This is a genomic window from Robiginitalea sp., assembly GCF_982776155.1.
Window position 1 is genome coordinate 1 of sequence record NZ_CEXZKX010000011.1, and the last position, 16,532, is coordinate 16,532.

General features: G+C 56.3%; 14 protein-coding genes and 1 pseudogene. 3 read left to right on the plus strand and 12 right to left on the minus strand.

Going from position 1 to position 16,532, the window contains the following annotated elements:
* Window positions 1-233, minus strand: a pseudogene (locus AC3DKS_RS13910) (hydrolase); the annotation flags it as partial.
* A gap of 136 nt (window positions 234-369) precedes the next feature.
* A complete protein-coding gene (locus AC3DKS_RS13915; RefSeq protein ID WP_272607063.1) occupies window positions 370-2,604 on the minus strand; it encodes a TonB-dependent receptor in 2,235 nt (744 codons plus the stop codon).
* Window positions 2,605-2,898: 294 nt separating this feature from the next.
* On the opposite strand from AC3DKS_RS13915, the gene AC3DKS_RS13920 reads away from it, so the two are divergent.
* A complete protein-coding gene (locus AC3DKS_RS13920) occupies window positions 2,899-5,439 on the plus strand; it encodes an ATP-binding protein (protein ID WP_272607062.1) in 2,541 nt (846 codons plus the stop codon).
* Here the strand turns inward: AC3DKS_RS13920 and AC3DKS_RS13925 are convergent.
* The 6 genes from AC3DKS_RS13925 to AC3DKS_RS13950 all read right to left on the minus strand — a co-directional run bounded on the left by AC3DKS_RS13925 (window position 5,411) and on the right by AC3DKS_RS13950 (window position 11,186).
* Entirely contained in the window at window positions 5,411-6,796 is a 1,386-nt protein-coding gene (locus tag AC3DKS_RS13925; RefSeq protein WP_272607061.1) for a sigma-54-dependent transcriptional regulator, read from the minus strand. The two genes, AC3DKS_RS13920 and AC3DKS_RS13925, sit on opposite strands and share 29 nt — an antisense overlap.
* Window positions 6,797-6,988: 192 nt before the next feature.
* Window positions 6,989-7,300 (minus strand): hypothetical protein, encoded by a 312-nt coding sequence (locus tag AC3DKS_RS13930; RefSeq protein WP_015753616.1) that lies wholly within the window; start codon window positions 7,298-7,300, stop codon window positions 6,989-6,991.
* A gap of 236 nt (window positions 7,301-7,536) precedes the next feature.
* The gene (locus AC3DKS_RS13935) at window positions 7,537-9,648 is read right to left on the minus strand and encodes a DUF4301 family protein (protein ID WP_272607060.1); all 2,112 of its coding nucleotides are present in this window, start codon (window positions 9,646-9,648) and stop codon (window positions 7,537-7,539) included.
* On the minus strand, window positions 9,609-10,241 hold the full coding sequence (gene pnuC, locus AC3DKS_RS13940; RefSeq protein WP_272607059.1) for a nicotinamide riboside transporter PnuC: 633 nt from the start codon (window positions 10,239-10,241) through the stop codon (window positions 9,609-9,611). Before pnuC ends, AC3DKS_RS13935 begins: the two co-directional genes overlap by 40 nt.
* Window positions 10,225-10,485, minus strand: coding sequence for a thiamine-binding protein (locus AC3DKS_RS13945; RefSeq protein WP_015753613.1), 261 nt, complete (start codon window positions 10,483-10,485; stop codon window positions 10,225-10,227). The genes pnuC and AC3DKS_RS13945 overlap by 17 nt, the downstream gene beginning before the upstream one ends.
* A 62-nt stretch (window positions 10,486-10,547) precedes the next feature.
* Complete coding sequence (locus AC3DKS_RS13950) at window positions 10,548-11,186, minus strand: 4'-phosphopantetheinyl transferase family protein (protein ID WP_272607058.1); 639 nt, start codon at window positions 11,184-11,186, stop codon at window positions 10,548-10,550.
* Between the two features lie 81 nt (window positions 11,187-11,267).
* On the opposite strand from AC3DKS_RS13950, the gene ahcY reads away from it, so the two are divergent.
* Window positions 11,268-12,584, plus strand: coding sequence for an adenosylhomocysteinase (ahcY, locus tag AC3DKS_RS13955; protein ID WP_272607057.1), 1,317 nt, complete (start codon window positions 11,268-11,270; stop codon window positions 12,582-12,584).
* Window positions 12,585-12,746: 162 nt separating this feature from the next.
* Here the strand turns inward: ahcY and AC3DKS_RS13960 are convergent, their stop codons facing one another.
* The 4 genes from AC3DKS_RS13960 to AC3DKS_RS13975 all read right to left on the minus strand — a co-directional run bounded on the left by AC3DKS_RS13960 (window position 12,747) and on the right by AC3DKS_RS13975 (window position 14,953).
* Window positions 12,747-13,331 carry a DUF3332 domain-containing protein gene (locus AC3DKS_RS13960; protein WP_272607056.1) on the minus strand — a complete coding sequence of 195 codons (585 nt, stop codon included), beginning with the start codon at window positions 13,329-13,331 and terminating at the stop codon, window positions 12,747-12,749.
* A gap of 172 nt (window positions 13,332-13,503) precedes the next feature.
* Window positions 13,504-13,764: a 50S ribosomal protein L27 gene (gene rpmA / locus AC3DKS_RS13965; RefSeq protein WP_015753609.1), complete on the minus strand. Its 261-nt coding sequence runs from the start codon at window positions 13,762-13,764 to the stop codon at window positions 13,504-13,506.
* Between the two features lie 43 nt (window positions 13,765-13,807).
* A complete protein-coding gene (rplU, locus tag AC3DKS_RS13970; protein WP_272607055.1) occupies window positions 13,808-14,377 on the minus strand; it encodes a 50S ribosomal protein L21 in 570 nt (189 codons plus the stop codon).
* 123 nt (window positions 14,378-14,500) lie between these two features.
* Window positions 14,501-14,953, minus strand: a complete 453-nt coding sequence (locus AC3DKS_RS13975; RefSeq protein WP_015753607.1) for a DUF4199 domain-containing protein — start codon at window positions 14,951-14,953, stop codon at window positions 14,501-14,503.
* 259 nt (window positions 14,954-15,212) lie between these two features.
* On the opposite strand from AC3DKS_RS13975, the gene AC3DKS_RS13980 reads away from it, so the two are divergent.
* Window positions 15,213-16,532, plus strand: a complete 1,320-nt coding sequence (locus AC3DKS_RS13980; RefSeq protein WP_015753606.1) for a M16 family metallopeptidase — start codon at window positions 15,213-15,215, stop codon at window positions 16,530-16,532.

Below are 16,532 nucleotides of genomic sequence, written 5' to 3' on the forward strand. Positions count from 1 at the left end.
AGGATGGGCTTATCGGCAGCGGAAATCAGGGCATGGGATATGGCGGGTTGGGCCGTAAACGGGTAAACCGCGATGATGGCGTTGGCATTTGTATTGCGGATCAGCGCCACATCCGTACTGAAGAGGAACGATTTGAGCAACTGGCCAAAAATGCGGATACCCGATGCCTCCCGGATAATTTCCGGCACCTGTACGAGGTTTTTCCGATAGCGCGAATCGAAGGAAGGCTCCATGGCGGCACCCATTAATTACCCTTGGGAAAGCTATGGAATTTCCCGATGCGCCGTACGGCTGCCCCGCGTTAAAAATGCGATTGGCGCCCGGGTTCTTTCAATCGGTTCCATCCGGGCGCCCCATAGGCCTGTACCCTTAAAATCGCACCCGGGCCCCAGCCAGGAAATGGATTCCCGCCTGCGGGTAGTACCCTGCCCCTTCGATGGTGGTAACCACCCCGGGGTTCGAGAAATCGTCATCATAGGTATAGAAATACCCGTTGGAACTGAATTTCGCATCGAACAGATTATTCACCAGGCCTGTCAGGGTTATCTCCGGAAAGCCCCCGGAGGCGGGGATGCGGTACTGCACATTCAAATCGGTTTGCGAATAGGCTTCCAGCCGGGATCCTTCCGCTTCGATATTGCTCATGTACTGATCGCCCACATATTTGGTGAGTACCCCGAGCTGCAGGTCTTCTGCCGGTGACCAGACCAGTCGGCTGCCGGCTACGACGCCCGGCGAATAGGCAATTTCCGTGTCCCCCAGGGAGGTGAGTTCCCCGTCCCGGCGAAAGAAATAGTCCACATTCCGGTTGATGCTCAACGCGATGTTCGGTTGCCAGCGAAGCCGGGGCGAGATGCGCAGGTCGGCATCGATTTCCAGCCCGGTGCGGTAGCTGTCCCCCACGTTGGCCCGGAGCGGCGCCCCCACGTCGTTCAACTGGCCGGTAAGGACCAGTTGGTCCTTGTACCGCATATAATACAGGTTCGCGTTCAGGGTCAGCTGCTCCCCCAGGCTCCGCCAACCCAATTCCAGGTCGTGCAGGCGTTCGGGCCGCGGGTTGCCCCCTTCGTAATCGTTCCGGTTGGGCTCCCGGTTGGCCACGGCATAGGAAAAGTACAGGCTGCTGCCCGGCCGGATCTGGTAGGTAAGCCCCAGCTTCGGGTTGAAAAACCCAAAGGTGTCGTCAACCAGGCCCGTATCGGCCCCGTTGGCCTCGTAGGCCACGCTCCGGTACTGCATATCGGCAAAAAACCGCCAGTGATCCCCGGCGGTGAAGTTGGCCTTGGCAAACACGTTGAAATCATCCTTGCGGGAGTCGTCGTTGTAGTACCGGTCGCCCCGTTCCAGACTGCCCGAATACCGGGCCCAGATAAGTTCGCCGAAATGGTCGCCCCGATAGGTGTTCCACCCGCCGCCCAGGGTCAGTTCCAGGGGGCCGCTGTTGTGGATGGCCGAAAACACCGTCCCCAGGAAATCGTTGTCCAGCCAGCGGCGCCGGATGTAATCGGTGGTCGTTTGCTCCTCCCCGTCTATCACCGGGTTGTCCAGCCCCAGGAAGGCATACGAGGCATCGGGGGCAAAGAGGATATTCGTGTAATACCATTCGTCCACGTATTCCTCAAAGAATCCGCGGCCCCGGGTATAGTGGAGCGCGATGTTCGTCTGGAACGCCCGGGTCCAGCGCTCGTTCCAGTGGAGCTGGAAATGGTCCTGTTTGTAGTTGTCCACCTGGTTCTCGTAAAAGCCTTCGAAATTCCCCGAATCGTCGAATTGGATCCCGGCGATATTGAAGGTGCGGTTGCTTTCCAGGTCGTTGTCCACGCCAATCGCCCCCAGGGTAGCCGGGTCGAAACCGTACCAGGACTGGTAGGTGATCTCATGCCCCCCGAAAAGCAGTGCCTTCACCAGCGTATTTTCATCCAGGTAGGCCCCCTGCAGGAAGTAGGAATCCAGGTCGGAGGAAGCCCGGTCAATATACCCGTCGGACCTTATCCGCGACAACCGCCCGGACACCTCAAAATGTTCTTTAAGCAGGCCGGAACTGAATTTCAGGGTGGCCTTGTGGGTGTTAAAACTGCCGGCAGAACCCGCCAGGGAGGCATAGGCATCCTCCGAGACAGCTTCCGTGAGTACATTCAGGCTGGCGCCGAACGCCCCGGCCCCGTTGGTGGATGTCCCCACCCCGCGCTGCAACTGCAGGTTTTCGGTCGATGAAGCAAAGTCCGGCATATTCACCCAGAAGGTGCCATGGGACTCCGAATCGTTGTACGGGATCCCGTTGATGGTTACGTTCACCCGGGTGGCATCGCTGCCGCGAACCCGGATCCCCGTATACCCCACGCCTGCACCTGCATCCGAGGTGGTCACCACCGAGGGCAGGTAATTCATCAGGATCGGGATGTCCTGGCCCAGGTTGCGGGTCTCGATCCGTTCGGAATTCAGGTTGCTGAAGGTTACCGGGGATTCCCGCGTGGCGCGTACGGCCGCCACCAGCACCTCGTCGAGGCGGATCGAATCCATTTGGGTGGTGTCGGCGGGAATCTGCTGGGCGGAAATTTGCGTAGCCAGCCCAAGCAAGGCTACTGTTGTGAATAAAGATTTCATCCGTAAAGTGTTTTTTACGAATAAAAGGGGCTGTTATTCTATGGTTAATAGTGATTTATTGAGCGCCGCATTTCTACGCTCGGTCCCTTGGCAGCATTACCTGCCCAGGTTCAGCGGGTGTAATCTCAGCCCCGGCTTGCTGCCCGTCCGTTGCGGACTAAAGCAATTTGCGCGGAGCACCCCTTGAGAGACGGGGCAAATATAAGGTGAAGGGGAAAAATTGTAAAATCTTTTGGCCTCTTTTAATCGATATAGGCCTGCGCTCCGTATATATTTTAGAAGCGAGCGATTTATATGAAGCGGGAAGGCCGGTTTACCCTGAAATTACTGTTGAGCTACCTGAGCCTGATTGTCCTGGCGGGAATCACGGGCTATGCTATCTACAACGAAGTGGCTATCTACTTCCGGGAGGACGCCCCTGAGGCAGCCGATATGCGCCTCGTGCGGGTCGGGGGGCTGATTTCCAGGATCTACGAGGCGGAGAGCGCCATTGGCAGCCGGCTGGCACCCCGGGAGGAAGATTTTGAGGCCTATAGCAGGAACGTGGATTCCATCCGGGCCCAAATCCAGGACCTGAAGGAAGAGAGCCGCCTCCCGGAGGAATTCATGGGGCTGGACAGTATCCAGGGCCTCCTGGAACAGCAGGTTCGCAATACCCGGCAGCTGCTCAACCTCAGCAGGCAGGAAGCCCGGACCGACCTGTCCATCGGTGATGCCCTGGCCGAATTCAATAAAATACAGGAATCCCTGGGCCGCTTCCAGGCCGAAAACCTGTTCCCCGGCTTCCAGGACATGAGCCCCCAGGTACAGCAATCGCTCCGGGAATACGCCGACCTGCTCAGCCGGAACGCTCCCCAGCTAAACGACAAGAATGCGGACCCCGCCTACCTGGACTCCATCCTTTCGGTTTCCAAGGGGCTCCTGGAACAAGCCCGGGCCAGCCAGCGCCAGAATCAACAATCCCGACAGGCCCGCCTGGAGCAGGTCCGCGCAAACAACCAGGAGCTTTCCGGGCAAATCCGGAGCCTGCTGGGGTCCCTGGAGCAGGAGGTCCGCGCCCAGTCCCTACGGGAAACCCTTCGCCGGAGGGAAACGCTTCGCGATACGATCCGGCTGGCCGGAGGTGCCGCCTTACTCGGGTTGGTCGCCGTGGTCATCTTCGCTTTCTTCATCCACCGGGATATCGACAGGATCGCCACCTACCGGCGAAAACTCGAAAAAGAGAAGCAATACAGCGAATCCCTGCTCCGCAGCCGCGAAAGGCTGATCGCTTCGGTGAGCCACGACCTGCGATCGCCCCTGAATACCATCCAGGGATACGGGGAATTGCTCGGGCAGACCGAGCTGAGTGAAAAGCAGGCTGCCTATACAGCGGCCATGGATTCGGCTTCACGCTACCTGGAGCGCCTGGCCAACGACCTGCTCGATTTTTCGCGCCTGGAAGCCGGACAACTCAAAACAGAAGAACTGCCTTTTATCCCGGCCGAATTGATCCGGGAAACCTGCCACAGCATCGAGGCGGCCAACCGCACCGGGAGAGTAGCCCTGGAACTGGACCTCGAGCGCGTCCTCGATACGCCCTGCCTGGGCGATTCGTTCCGGGTCCGGCAAATCCTCAGCAACCTGCTGGGCAATGCCTATAAGTTTACCCGCGAGGGCACCATCACCGTTTCGGGACGCCTCCGCCCCTCGGGGAATGGGGGTCGGGAAGGCCTCAGGGAGCTCGAAATCCGGGTGAGCGATACGGGGATGGGAATCCGGGAGGAAAACCTCGAGTCGATCTTTCAGGAATTTACCCAGGCGGAAGCCGATGCCGGTGCCGGGCAGAAGGGATACGGCCTGGGCCTCACGATCTCGCGGAAACTCAGCGAATTGCTCGGGGGCAGCCTGACGGCGCGGAGTACATGGGGCAGGGGAAGCACCTTTACCCTGCGGGTCCCCGTGACACTGCGTATGGCGCCTGGAAAAGAGGACCCCGGCGCTGCCGGCACGCCTGGGAAAAAACGGGAAGCGGCTGCCAATGGCACAACCCCGCTCCCCGCCGGGAACCAATCCGTCCTGGTCATCGACGACGACCCCAGCCTGTGCGCCATGCTAGACTCCTATTGCGAAACCCTGGGCATCCGGTGCCTGACGGCAAATGGCTACCCCTCCCTGCCCCGGGATGCTTCCCTCTCCTACGATGTGGTCGTAACCGATATCGAATTGCCGGAAACCGATGGTTTCAGCGGCCTGAAAATGCTCCGGGATGGTGCCTTTGACCACTACCGGGGGCAACCGGTTATCGCCATGAGCGGCCGGCGCGACCTGGAGCGGGACACTGCCGTGGAAGCCGGTTTTTCGGATTTGCTTCACAAGCCTTTTTCGATGCGGGAATTTGCCGCCTGCCTGGGGCTTGGCGCGGAGGTAAAGCCGGAGGTTTCCGATTCCGGGCCGGAGCCGGACACCCCGGAGCCCAACACCCCGGAGCCCGGCACCTATCTGGACACCCGTTCCCTGGAACAATTCCTGGGCCCGGACCCCGGGGCGCTTCGGAGAGTTCTGGAGACGTTTTACCATAGTACCCGGAAAAGCATGGGTGAATTGCAGGCGGCCCGGGACCGGAAAGACCCGGTCGAAATGTCGCGAATTGCCCATCGCGTACTGCCCATGTTCCGGCAACTCGGCTTGCAGCAGGCAGCATCCCGCCTCTCGGAAATCGAAGCTGCCGGGGAATCCGACCCGCCGGATATGGCGCGGGCATCGCAGGCCCTGGATCAACTCAATCCGACGATCGGGTCCCTCCTGGAAAAACTCAGGCGGGACCTCAGGGAACCGTCAGCTTATACCGATTGATTTTATTGTACAGGGTCTTCCGGGTAATCTGAAGCAATTTGGCTGCCTGGGTCTTGTTGTAGTTGGTTTGCTCGAGTGCGCTTAGAATGCGCTTCCGCTCGTATTCCTCCCGTGTGAGTTCGAGTCCCGTCCCGGCAACTGGCGGGTCGGTATCCCCCTGCATGGAAGCCGGCAGCACCTCCATCCCTATCGGCCGGTTCTCGCTGAGGAGGACGGCGCGGGTAACGACATTCCGGAACTCTCTGAGGTTGCCTGGCCAGGCATAGGTAGAGAACCGCTGTAATACGTCCTGCTCATATCCCGGGCAGGTGCGGTCCAGGTAGTCGTTCGCTTTCTCCAGGAAATACTCGGCAAAAATGGGGATATCCGCCTGCCGGTCCCTGAGGGCGGGAATGGTAATGCTGAACTCATTGAGGCGGTGGTAGAGGTCTTCGCGGAAATCCCCTTCCCGTACGGCCCGGGCCAGGTCTTCGTTGGTCGCGGTAACGATACGGACGTCGACCGGGATTTCCCGGTTGCCGCCCACCCTTCGTACGGTTCGCTCCTGCAATGCCCGCAGGAGCTGGACCTGGTTCTCGTAGGACAGGTTACCGACTTCGTCCAGGAACAGGGTGCCCCCTTCGGCAGCCTCAAAGTATCCGGATTTGTCCTGCACCGCCCCGGTAAAACTGCCCTTGATATGACCGAAGAATTCGCTGGCCGCCAGATCGGCCGGGATGGCCCCGCAATCGACGGCGACAAATGGCCCCTTGCGCCTCTTGCTCTGGCGGTGGATGTTCCGTGCGGCCACCTCCTTGCCCGTGCCGCTTTCCCCGGTCAGGAGTACGGACATGGCCGTGGGGGCCACCAGTTCAATATGGCCCGCCAGTTTTTTGGACGCCTCGCTTACCCCGCTGATACCCGGCGATTTGTCGGAGGGCAGGGAAGGCAACGGCTGGTTGTCTTCGGCCCGGGAAGTTTCCGGGTCCCCCGCCCCTGGTTTCCGGCCGGCCGGACGCTTTTTGGCGAGGGCCTGTTGGATGACCACCTGCAACTGGTCCGGGGTAAAGGGTTTGGAAATATAGTCGGCGGCGCCTTTCTTCATCGAAGAGACGGCGGTTTCCACCTCGGCGTACCCGGTCATGATGATCACCGCAGTCTCCGGGTGCTTTTTCTTCACGGACTCCATAATTTCGATCCCGTCGGAGGCCGGGAGCCGGAGGTCGGTAAGCAGGAGATCCACGCCTCCCCGATCCAGCGATTCCATTGCCGGCTCTGCCCCGGGAAAGCACTGCACCTGGTATCCGTTGCGTTCCAGGTACCGAGAGAGCATCTGGCCAAAGGCTGCGTCGTCCTCAATAATCAGGATTTTTGGCATATCGGTTTGGGTCTGTATCCTATATACGGGAAACAGCGGCGCGGCGACGTGAGGAAAACGTTAATTCCGCACCCGATTGGAAAGTTTGGGGACTTTATACAAAAAGAAAGGAGCCGCTAACAGCGACTCCCTTCAACCAAACCAACTTGATACAAAACAAATAACTCAAGCTCGACTTTTACACGTCAGTGATTACATGTCAATCCAGTTACCCTCGGCGTCGGCATACAGGGTTCCTGTAGTTCCGTCTTCCAGGGCTACTTCGAGCTTGTACTGTTCAGATTCGTTGACGAAGGCCTTGCTGATTGTGGCCGACGGGTAATTTGTGGAAACAGCTTCCTGAACGGCTGCAGGCAATTCATCCACGGCGATTTCAGTAAAATCGTCCTGGACTTCTGCGGCTACTTCAGTAGCTTCGGTTTCGGCTTGTGCGAGGTCGGAATCCTGTGCATATACTCCGAGTCCTGCAAATACAAACAGTAGGGCAAATACTAACTTTTTCATGATATATCGTGTTTTAAATGTTTAGACTTGCCTTACTTAATGAAAATTCAGTGCCATAGCGGCAGCGCACCGGGATAATTCACATATATCACTGTTTTTCAGGTATATAGGAATTTTCTGCGTAAAGGGCGCAGTGTGTCTTTCTGTGTAAAAAACACGGGAAGTGTGTAAAATTTACCCGCCGGGAAGTATCCAACCGGGAGGATGGCGGGGTCGTTACCCGGAACTGCAACCGACTATTTCTTCCGGGAGGAGCGGTGTGCAGGCTTTAGTAAATCGTTTACGGTTTTAACCGGGTTGAATGTGCTGACCGGCACCTCGGCAAATACGGTATTCCAATAGGCCATCCCCCCGTTCCAGAGTCCGGGGAGTTCCAGGGCTTTCAGGGGCCGGCCCTCAGAAGTCTTCCCGGTGATGAACCCCTGTTTTTCGTCTACAAAATTCAACAGGTTGTATTTTTCCCCATACGCATTCCGCACGCCGCAAACGAGGTCCACCGGATTAAAATGCGTGGAATCCTCAAAAAGCGATTTTTGCCCGGGGTCCGACATGTCCACCTGGGCAGACTCGATGATCTGCAGGGAATCGTGGCCCTTGTCGTCCGTAATCCAGAAAGGTCCGCCCCCGGGCTCCCCTTCGTTTTTAACCATGCCGCAAACACGGATGGGACGGGCCAGTTTGTCCTGGAGGACCGCCACCTGCTCTTCGATGCTCAGACCCTGAAAACTCTCTCCAAACCGGGCATTGAGCTGGTCCTCCAAAAAGGTTTTGATCCGGTTGAGCAGGTCGTGATCCAGGCTGCCGTCCGAGAGCATGCGGTAGAAACTGAAAGCCTGCTCCTGCAATTCGATCAAATAGCCCCCGAGGACCTCCTTCCACCGGGTGATCGTATCGAGTTCCGGCCGCACTACCACATTGTCGATATTCTTGATAAAAATCAGGTCGGCTTCCTGGTCGTTGAGGTTTTCGATCAGCGCGCCGTGCCCGCCGGGACGGAAAAGGATCTTCCCTTCGCTATCCCGGAACGGCGTATTCTCCGGGGTTACCGCAATGGTATCCGTGGAAGGTTTCTGGAAGGAATACCCAACCGTAAAGGAACAATGGACCTGGTCGCCCACCCGGTCGCGCAAACCGTCGAATTCCCGATTGAACAAATCGCTGTGCTGGGGGGAGATCGTAAAGTGCAGGACTGCGGTTTCCCCGGTGCACGCATAGGCCGCCCCCTCGTACAAGTGTTCCTCAAACGGAGTTGCCAGGTTGCCGTCGTAATTGTGGAAGGGCAACAGGCCTTTCGGGTAAAACCCATAATTCAGGCCGTCTTCAGACAGGAGTTCCTGTACAAATGCATACAATTCGGCCGCCTTGTCGGTTGCCTTCCCCCGGATACGCGACTGTACTAATCCGTAAAACGGAAAGTCATGCAGGTTCTCGGCAAATTTTCGCATATCCCCGTGACCGGGTTCGGCCAGGTAGGCGTCCAGGTCGTCGGCAGACGGGTCAAAATCGCCCAGGAAATTGAACAGTGCCTTGAACATGCGCGAGGCGGCACCGGAGGCAGGGATGAACTTCAGCACCTCCGTATCCGCATCCCGGTTGCGGTACAGCTCCCGGAGCCGCGACTCATCCTCCTGGGAGAACCGGACGATACCCTCCCCGACGACTGCTGCCTTACTCAGTCGAACCGGGGGGATCCCCTCTTTAAATGTTTCAATTTGTGCTCTGGCCTTTTCGGGGTCGATCCCCTTTTCTGCCATATATTCCAGGTCGCTGGATGTAAATTCGCTCATAGTGTTCAGCAATTGATCGATATGTTTTACCGCTTTTTCGAAGCGGGCCTCCCGGCCACCGCTTAAGATAACAAATCTGCGGTTATTCTCCCGGAGGGCCGTTTTGAAATAATGGAACATTTCCGCCCGCTCGTGGGGCTTATCGCGCAAATCGTCCGCTTCCCACGGGATATCGATATCTGTAAGGAAGTACAGGTCGTAGTCATTGGCCAGGGCCGCCGCCTGGAGTTTCGGGTCGCACCCCCCGCCGTAGTAGGTTTCCGAGTACACCTTGGTCTCCAGCAAATCCGTATCGCATATAAGCAGCCGGCTGGCTTCCCGGGCCCCGATGTTTTCCAGGCGCATCTGGCCCCGGGCAATGGGCAGGAGGTCTTCAGGGGCACAGGTTTGCTGTACCCGGTCCCATTTTTCCTGCAGGTACTCCCGGGCGAATTCGGGTACCCAGGGCTCCCCGTAGTGGCGGGCCAGCTCCCTGGCCAGGGTGGTTTTTCCAGTCGACTCCGGGCCGAACAACACCACTTTCAGGACGTCTGCCGGTTCTTGTCTAAGTGCTTCTTCCATGCCCAATAGCCTTGGATGGCCAAGATAGTGAATATGAGGTATTGCAGGGACAGCATCCCCCAGCCGCGATAGGCGTATAGCGGCACGGTTACGATGTCCGCAAGAATCCAGAGTGTCCAGTTTTCGATCTTTTTCGTCGCCATGTACCACATGGCCGTAAAAAAGATGCCGGAGGTAACGATGTCCACATAGTTTGTCCAGCCGATTTCCGTGCCGAAAATGCGGTAAACAGCGTAAGTGAAGCCCGCCGTTAACAGGAACAGGGCCACTCCGATGACCTTATCCCTGGTATCGGTCCGGGAGATGCGCACCACCTTCCGGTCGTCCTTTCGCCGCGACCAGTTCCACCACCCGTAAATGCTCATGATGGAGTAATACGCATTGAGCATCATATCCCCCAGCAATTCGTCCCGGAGGAAAATATACATGGTGATGACCGTGGCGATGAGGCCCGTGGGATACACCCAGATGTTTTCCCTTTTTGCATAGACCACGCTGGCAATCCCGAAAAAGAATGCGATTGCCTCGAGGGCAATCAACCAGGTTTCCCGGTCCCGGTACGGGTCGAAGAAAAAATCAGAAATGGGGCTCATACCGGCTGCGGTCCGTCTTAACCACCTTGATAAAGAAAACGGCTTGCCCCACGGCGGACAAGCTGGTTCGCATTTCCCTGCCGAGGACTTCCATGACGCGGTCGTACTCGCCGTACACCTGCGTACTCATCGGATTCTCCAGGACGGTCAGGCCGGAGTCCCGGAGGGCTTTGATAAACCGGATAATTTCGGGTTCGTAGTTGTCCTGAAGCGGACTGAGCGTTAATTCCACGGAAATCTTCATGGGGTGCGTTTACCCCCCAAAGGTAGTCCCGTTTCGGTCAATAATACAACCGGTGCGGCCATTTACGCATCCTGACGGACCGCATAGGCACAGGTAAAGCCTTCAAATTCCGTGAAATCCACCCCAAAATGAGCTTTTTGGTTTTCATACACCACCCATCCGCCGGTCTTCCCGCTGTCCATGGCAAAGTCGTCGATGCAGATATGGTTCAGAAAGCTCAGCCCGTGGATGGCCATGATCTTGTACAAAGATTCCTTGGCGCACCAAACCATCGTGAGCTTCCGGATCAGCGCGTCGTCGTTGGCCAGGGACCGATATTCCCGCAGCGGGGTGAACCTGTGGGCCACCCGGAGGATCTTCTCGCGCTGTTTCTCGATGTCGATCCCCACTTCTTTGTTCCGGGAAAGCACGATCCCGGTGAATTCAAACGAATGACTGATGGAAATATGGGTGCCGTCCCGCAGGTGGGGTTTCCCGGATTCGTCGTAGAACAGGTCTGCATCCCTATAGCCTTCCCGGGCCATCAGGTGCCGGATGCTGAGGAAGGCCCGGCGGTGCAACTCGGACCGCATGCCGTCGTACCGCTGTTGGCAATGGGGGTTCAGGGTCACTTCCCGGGCGAGTTCCGGCTCGGGCTCCGTAACCTTCCAGACGTGGATGCGGATATCCGGATCGGCTTCTATCGATTTGTATAACGGCATGGAAATAAGAGTTTATCCGTACCTTTGCACAGAATTACCCCCCTTGCCGGGGGCCAATGACAAATTACTAATTTAATTCCAATGAGTACGAAAGCGGTTGAATACACCCCCTATAAGGTAAAGGACATTTCCCTGGCAGCCTGGGGACGTAAGGAAATAGAACTCGCCGAGGCCGAAATGCCCGGCCTGATGGCCCTGCGGGAGGAATACGGAAAGGAACAGCCCCTGAAAGGCGCCCGGATTGCGGGTTGCCTGCACATGACGATACAGACGGCCGTCCTTATCGAAACATTGGTGGCACTTGGGGCCGAGGTAACCTGGAGCTCCTGCAACATCTTTTCCACCCAGGACCACGCTGCCGCCGCCATCGCAGCAGCGGGCATCCCCGTGTATGCCTGGAAAGGGATGAGCGAAGAAGAATTCGACTGGTGCATTGAGCAAACACTCTTCTTCGGGGAAGACCGCCAGCCGCTGAATATGATCCTGGACGACGGGGGCGACCTCACAAATATGGTGCTGGACCGGTACCCGGAACTCACCAGTGGGATCCGCGGGCTGTCCGAGGAAACCACCACCGGCGTCCACCGGTTGTACGAGCGCTTTAAGAACGGAACCCTGCCGATGCCGGCCATCAACGTCAACGATTCAGTTACCAAATCGAAATTCGACAACAAATACGGTTGCAAGGAAAGTGCCGTGGATGCAATCCGGCGCGCGACGGACACGATGCTTGCCGGGAAGCGCGTAGTCGTTATGGGCTACGGGGACGTGGGCAAGGGCACAGCTGCCTCCTTTCGGGGGGCCGGGGCCATCGTGACCGTAGCGGAAATCGACCCGATCTGCGCCCTGCAGGCCTGTATGGACGGTTTTGAAGTCAAGAAACTCGAAACCGTGGTTTCCCAGATGGACATCCTGATCACCGCCACAGGCAACCGGGACATCATCCGCGAAGAACATTTTGCCGCTATGAAGGACAAGGCCATCGTCTGCAACATCGGGCACTTCGACAACGAAATCGACATGGCCTGGCTCAATACGCATTACGGGCATACCCGGGACGAGATCAAGCCGCAGGTAGACAAGTACACCCTGGACGGGAAAGACATCATCGTTCTGGCGGAAGGCCGCCTGGTGAACCTGGGGTGCGCCACCGGCCATCCGAGCTTTGTAATGAGCAACAGTTTCACAAACCAGACCCTGGCGCAGATTGAGCTTTGGAAACACCACGACCGCTACGAGAACAAGGTATACACGCTGCCCAAACACCTGGACGAGAAGGTGGCGGCCCTGCACCTGTCGCGGCTCGGTGCCGAACTCACGGAACTCCGCCCGGATCAGGCCAGTTATATCGGCGTTCCCGTAAAAGGGCCTTTCAAACCGGAATACTACCGCTACTAAACCCGGAAGGGCGGGCTTCGAAGGCGGGAAAGGGATTCCCGGGCAACTCTTGTTGCCTTACTGGGGAATCCACTTTTTCACATTCGCCGCCAAAACAACAGATTTGAATTCAAAAACCCCGGCTGGAATCCAGCCGGGGTTTTTTTGAATCAGGAGCGGGTATTACTTCACCTCGGCCAGCATACCGTCGAGCGTATAGCAATCCCGGTATTCCCGGATCAGCGCCAGGCCTTCTTCCCGGGTGGTTTCCCGCTTCATCCGCAGCTGCTTCCCGTCCGGCATGTAAACGATATAAAAGCCTTCCTCCATTCGGGAAAGCGGGATAATCTCGCCGCTCGGGCGGATGGCGTTCCAGGACTTTTCGTCCGGCTTGTAGAACAATTCAATTTTTCCGCCTTTCCTGGGGCCGTCAACGACTTTGACAGCCATCCTGTTCTTGGTGGCCTTAAGCTGGTAGGTGTTCCCCTGGTATTCCACCATCTGCACCTCCGATTCCCCATCGCGCATCGCTATTGGGTTGGACCCGGACCAGAATTCAATAACATTGAAAATCAACGTATCCCCCAGGAAAAACAGCCCGTATACCGGGATGATGTTCAGCCCCCAGAACACCAGGTTGTTGACAAACTTGCTGTCGGATACCTGCATGTTCCAGTCTTTGAGGTTGTTAAATGCGCTGAAGGAGCCCAGACAGCTGCTGAAAAGCAGCGATGCGGCCAGGGCAACGGCCATCATGGATTTTTTCATGTCTTGTGGTTTTAGATTTCCACAAAAACTAATCCATTACTCCCGGAAGAAAAAACCGAATCGCAGAATTTAAGGGCTGAATTAACCGGGTGCCGCGGGATATGGACATAAAAAAACCCTGGAACGGGAAGATCCCGGTCCAGGGTTCGATGTGTAATCCAAACGCAGGCCTCTAGGCCTCGCTGGGCTCGATGGAAACAAAGGATTTGCCTCCTGACTTTTTGTCGAAACGGACAATGCCGTCTACCTTGGCGTGCAGCGTATGATCCTTGCCCGCATACACGTTATCCCCCGGGTTGTGCCGGGTACCGCGCTGGCGGACAATGATGTTGCCTGCTACGGCTTTCTGGCCCCCGAATATCTTTACGCCCAGGCGTTTCGATTCCGATTCGCGTCCGTTCTTAGAACTTCCTACACCTTTCTTGTGTGCCATGATCTATAAGTTTTCTGGGAAACGCTTCCCGGTTTTCAATTATTTATTTCCCGCCCAGGGCTTCGATCAACTCGGCCTTCTTCATGGACGAGTAACCGGTGATTTCCTGTGCCTTGGCCATTTCGCGGAGTTCCGCTACGGTTTTGCTGCTCAGGTCCTCAGACGCCTTGGGGGCCGTTTTGGCCAGGGCCTCCTTCTTGGCGGATTCCGCTTTGGCATCCTTGGCCGGCTCCGATTTTTTGGCAGGTGCCGCTTCGGATTTGGCCGGTTTTTCCTTTTTCGGGGCTGCTTTTTTGGCTCCTTTGGCGACGATCTCCTCGATCATCAGTTCCGTCAGATACTGGCGGTGGCCGTTCTTCTTGCGATACCCCTTCCGGCGTTTTTTCTTGAAGACAATAACCTTGTCCCCTTTCAGGTGTTTAACGACTTTGGCCTCAACAGCGGCTCCGTCTATAGCCGGGGCGCCAATGGTTACCGAGTCACCGTCCCCGATCAAAAGGACCTGGTCAAAGGAAACCTTCTGGCCTTCCTCTTCCCGCAGGCGGTGCACGTAAACCTTCTGGTCTTTCGCAACTTTAAATTGCTGCCCTGCTATCTCTACAATTGCGTACATAGCGTGAATACGTTACTAAATAATTTAATGAATGGCCATATTCCGACGCGGAATGCCGCAACCGGTTAAGGCGGGTGCAAATATACTGCTTAATTCACAACTGGCAAGCTGTCCGGGAGGATTTTAGGAAGATTTTTTCAGGTTATTAGAGGATTTGAACAGCTGCATGAATGTGAGCGTCAGAACCACCGATGTGGCAAACCCCATAATGGCTACGGTAAAAAATACGATCCCCTCAAAATTCTGGAAATCCTTAAAGAAGACCGTTGACAGGTTCTGCAGGAAGTCCTGGCTGATTTCCGTACTGTAGAATGCAAAGAAAAACGTAAAAATCAGCGTTGCCACAAACCCCGTGACAATGCCGGCGGTAAAGCCCTTGCTGTAGTCGAAGCCCGCGCCCAGGCGCAACCGGAACACCTTGATTGCCTCGTAGATGCCAAACCCCGTGATCACCCCGTTGAACAAGCTGTAAAATACATTGGTATGCATGTCAAACAGGGAAAGGATCAGGAAATAGGCAATCAGGCAACCGCTGGTTGCCAGCCCGAACCGGACGGGTATCGCGTAATTCGTCATGGTGCGTTGCTGGTTTTAGATGTATTTAAAGATAATACTATTGTATAAATTTCCGAGCGATTTGGGCAGGGATTGACGTTGTCCGGGGATTTCCGGGGTTAACAAAGTGTAAACCAGAGACCGAAAATTCTGCTTTTCCCGGGAAACATGTTATTTTAGCTCGATCGCTTCTTTCCGGGTGGCATCCTCCGGGAGGCATCCTCCGGGAGGCATCCTCCGGGAGGCATCCTACAGATTCACATTTAATACCAGACCATCAATGAAAAAATTATTGCTGACAATCCTGTGCCTGGCCAGCGCGCTTCCCGCAGCGGCCCAGGAGGTCGCCTACGAGGAATACGACCTGGACAACGGCCTGCATGTGATCCTCCACCAGGACAATACGGCCCCCGTGGTCGTGACCTCGGTGATGTACCACGTGGGAGGAAAAGACCGGACGGAAGGCCGGACGGGCTTTGCACATCTCTTTGAGCACCTGTTGTTTGAAGGGACCGAGAACATCGAAAAGGGTAAATGGTTCGAAATCGTCTCCTCCCGGGGCGGGCAGAACAATGCAAACACCTCCCAGGACCGCACTTATTATTACGAGGTGTTCCCATCGAACAACCTGGAACTCGGGTTGTGGATGGAATCCGAACGCATGCTCCACCCGATTATCAACCAGGAAGGCCTGGATACCCAGATCGAAGTGGTGAAGGAAGAACGCAGGCTCCGGTACGACAACTCCCCCTACGGTCAGATCCTTCCGGTACTCGGGAAAAACCTCTTCGAGAAACACCCCTACAAAGACCCGAATATCGGGTATATGGAAGACCTGGACGCGGCCAGCCTCGAGGACGTCATCGCCTACAATGAAAAGTACTATGTCCCTAACAACGCCGTACTGGTGGTAGCCGGGGATATCGACATGGCGGAAACGCGCCGGCTGGTAGACAAGTATTTTTCGGAAATCCCCCGCGGGGACCAGATTGTACGGGATTACCCGGTGGAAGACCCGATTACCTCGGAGGTGCGGAGTACCGCCTACGACAAGAACATCCAGATCCCCGCATCCATTGTCGCTTACCGGACCCCGGGCTTTAAACAACGGGATGCCTATGTACTGGACATGATTTCCTCCTATCTTTCCGACGGGAAAAGTTCGAAACTTTACAAGAAACTCGTAGACGACCAGAAACAGGCTCTGCAGGTAGGCGCCTTTAATATCGGGCAGGAGGATTACGGCATGTATATCGTCTTCTCGCTCCCGGTTGGGGAGACGCCCCTGGACACCCTGGTCACGGAAATCGAAGAGGAAATTGCGGCTGTTCGGACCGATTTGATAACCGAGCGGGATTACCAGAAGCTGCAGAACAAATTCGAGAACCGCTACGTGAATTCCAATTCGAGCATCCAGGGGATTGCCGGTTCCCTCGCCACCAATTACATGCTCTACGGCGATACGGAACTCATCAACAAGGAAATCGAGATCTACCGATCCATCACCCGGGAGGAAATCCGGGAGGTGGCCCAAAAATACCTGAAACCGAATCAACGGGTGGTAATCGACTACCTGCCCGAACCCCCCAGCGAAAATTAA